Origin of the sequence: Streptomyces chiangmaiensis (assembly GCF_036281785.1) — a bacterium.
In the GTDB taxonomy this organism is placed as follows: Bacteria; Actinomycetota; Actinomycetes; order Streptomycetales; family Streptomycetaceae; genus Streptomyces; species Streptomyces chiangmaiensis.
Genome location: NZ_JAYWVC010000514.1, coordinates 1 through 1,801, shown reverse-complemented (window position 1 = coordinate 1,801; position 1,801 = coordinate 1). Strand labels below are relative to the sequence as shown.

Here is a 1,801-nt window from a genome sequence, read left to right as displayed (position 1 = left end):
GTCCGGGCAGGTTGGAACCCGGACGGTGTTGAGGGCGTAAGACCGTCTGGGCCGCCGGCCCAGACGGTCTTACGCCTGGTCCGAAAAAGAGAGTCGGTCAGGCTGCTGTCTTTAGGTCAAGGCCGTGAAGTTACGGGCTGATCGGCTCTGTCAATAGGACGTCGATGCTGATGGTGGCCTTGTAGGTGCGTCGGTCGACGCGCAGGCTCTTGTACGCGTAGCGGGACAGCGGGCGTTTGACGGCGCGGGGGCTGAGGCGTAGGCGGCGTGCGGGCATGAGGTGCTCCAGGACCGCCCGCCCGATGGCGCCGACGAGGTCGATGGTGGTGTCGGCGATGACGTTCGCGGCCTGGATGACCTGGTCACGGGCGGTCTGAAGGGCGACGCTGAAGCTGGCCCGGTCCGGGTCGGCTCCAGGGTCGGTGCCGATGCTGTCGGCGATGGCGATCCTGATCACCTGATAGGCGGTCAGCAGCGCGTAGATCTCCTGCGCGATGCCCGGCAGAGTACGGGCCCGCAGTACGCGGCGGCCGAGCATGGACTGCTTGATGGCGAAATAGGCGGACTCCACTTCCCACCGCTCGTGATACAGCCTGACCAGCTCGAACGCCGGGCAGCGGCGGTGATCGAGCAGGGTCGTGGCCAGGTGGTAGACGCCAGTGTGCCGCCCGGCGGTGGTGGTGATGGTGATCTCGCACTCAATGATGCGGACCTCCACGGTGCCGATCCTGGACAGGAAAGAGCCGTCGTCGAACCGGCCCAGGACCGGCGGCTTGCGCGCGGCGGAGAGCCGGGCCAGGAAGTCGGCACCGGTGCCGTCCACGGCTTCCAGGAAGGCGTTGGTGGCAAATCCCCGGTCCAGCAGCACGACCATGCCTGCGTGCAGGGAGCGCAGCAGGCGGCGTCCGAGTACGGGTTCACCCGGCTTGCGGGGGCCGAAGACCACGTCGATGACCGCGCGGGTGCCGCAGGCCACCAGGGCAACGAGCAGGACCTGCGGGTAGCCGGAGGCGGCGGTGTATTGATTGGCTCCCTTGCCCAGCCGAGCCCGCACGTCCGGGTCGTCGGGCACGTCCAAGTGCGTGCCGTCGATGGCGACCACCAGGAGTCCGGCCCAGCGGGCGCCGGCGGTGCGGATCGCACTGGCCGGACCACGCAGCAGGTCGAACAGGGCCTGCAGCGGGCGCACCCCCAGCCGGCACCGGGCGTGCCACAGCCCGGTCGCGGTGATCTTCGGCAGAGGCAGGCTGCCCAGCGCACCGGTGAGCTTGGACCACACGGCCGGGTAGCCGCACTCCTCGAACAGCCCGGCGGCCAGCAGCAGGTAGACCACCACCCGGGCGGGCAGTTTCCGCAGCCGCTGCTGGGTAGCGCCGCACTCGGCGAGGACCTCGTCGACCATCTCGAACGGCACGATCTGCGTCAACTCGCCCAGATGCCCTGGAGCGAAGACACCGTCGGCTACCGCGATCTCACGGCTGATGACACACTGACCCGACAGCGGAGCCTCCGGTGCTGTGAACGGCTTGTCTTGGCGGACCAGCCAGTTCTACCGGGGCTCCGCTTCTCGCGTCCGGCGTTCTTCCAGATCAGACCCCACTTGCGGCCACACCCAGACCCATAACTTCACGGCCTTGGTCTTTAGGTTCCGATGGGTTCGAAGCGGACGGTGAGTCCGAGGGCGTTGGCCTGGCGGGTGATGCGTCGCAGGGCGCGTTCGGGGTCGTGGCGGGTGTAGTAGTCGCCGCCGAGGTCGTGGAAGGGGGCGTTGGTGGTGAGGATGTGCCAGACGGCGGTCAGC

At 68.4% G+C, this 1,801-nt stretch carries 1 protein-coding gene; it reads right to left on the bottom strand.

Annotated elements, in window-relative coordinates; all coding sequences use genetic code 11:
* Positions 1–130: 130 nt before the first annotated feature.
* Complete coding sequence (locus VXC91_RS45085; protein WP_329513126.1) at positions 131–1,471, bottom strand: IS4 family transposase; 1,341 nt, start codon at positions 1,469–1,471, stop codon at positions 131–133.
* Positions 1,472–1,801: the final 330 nt, after the last annotated feature.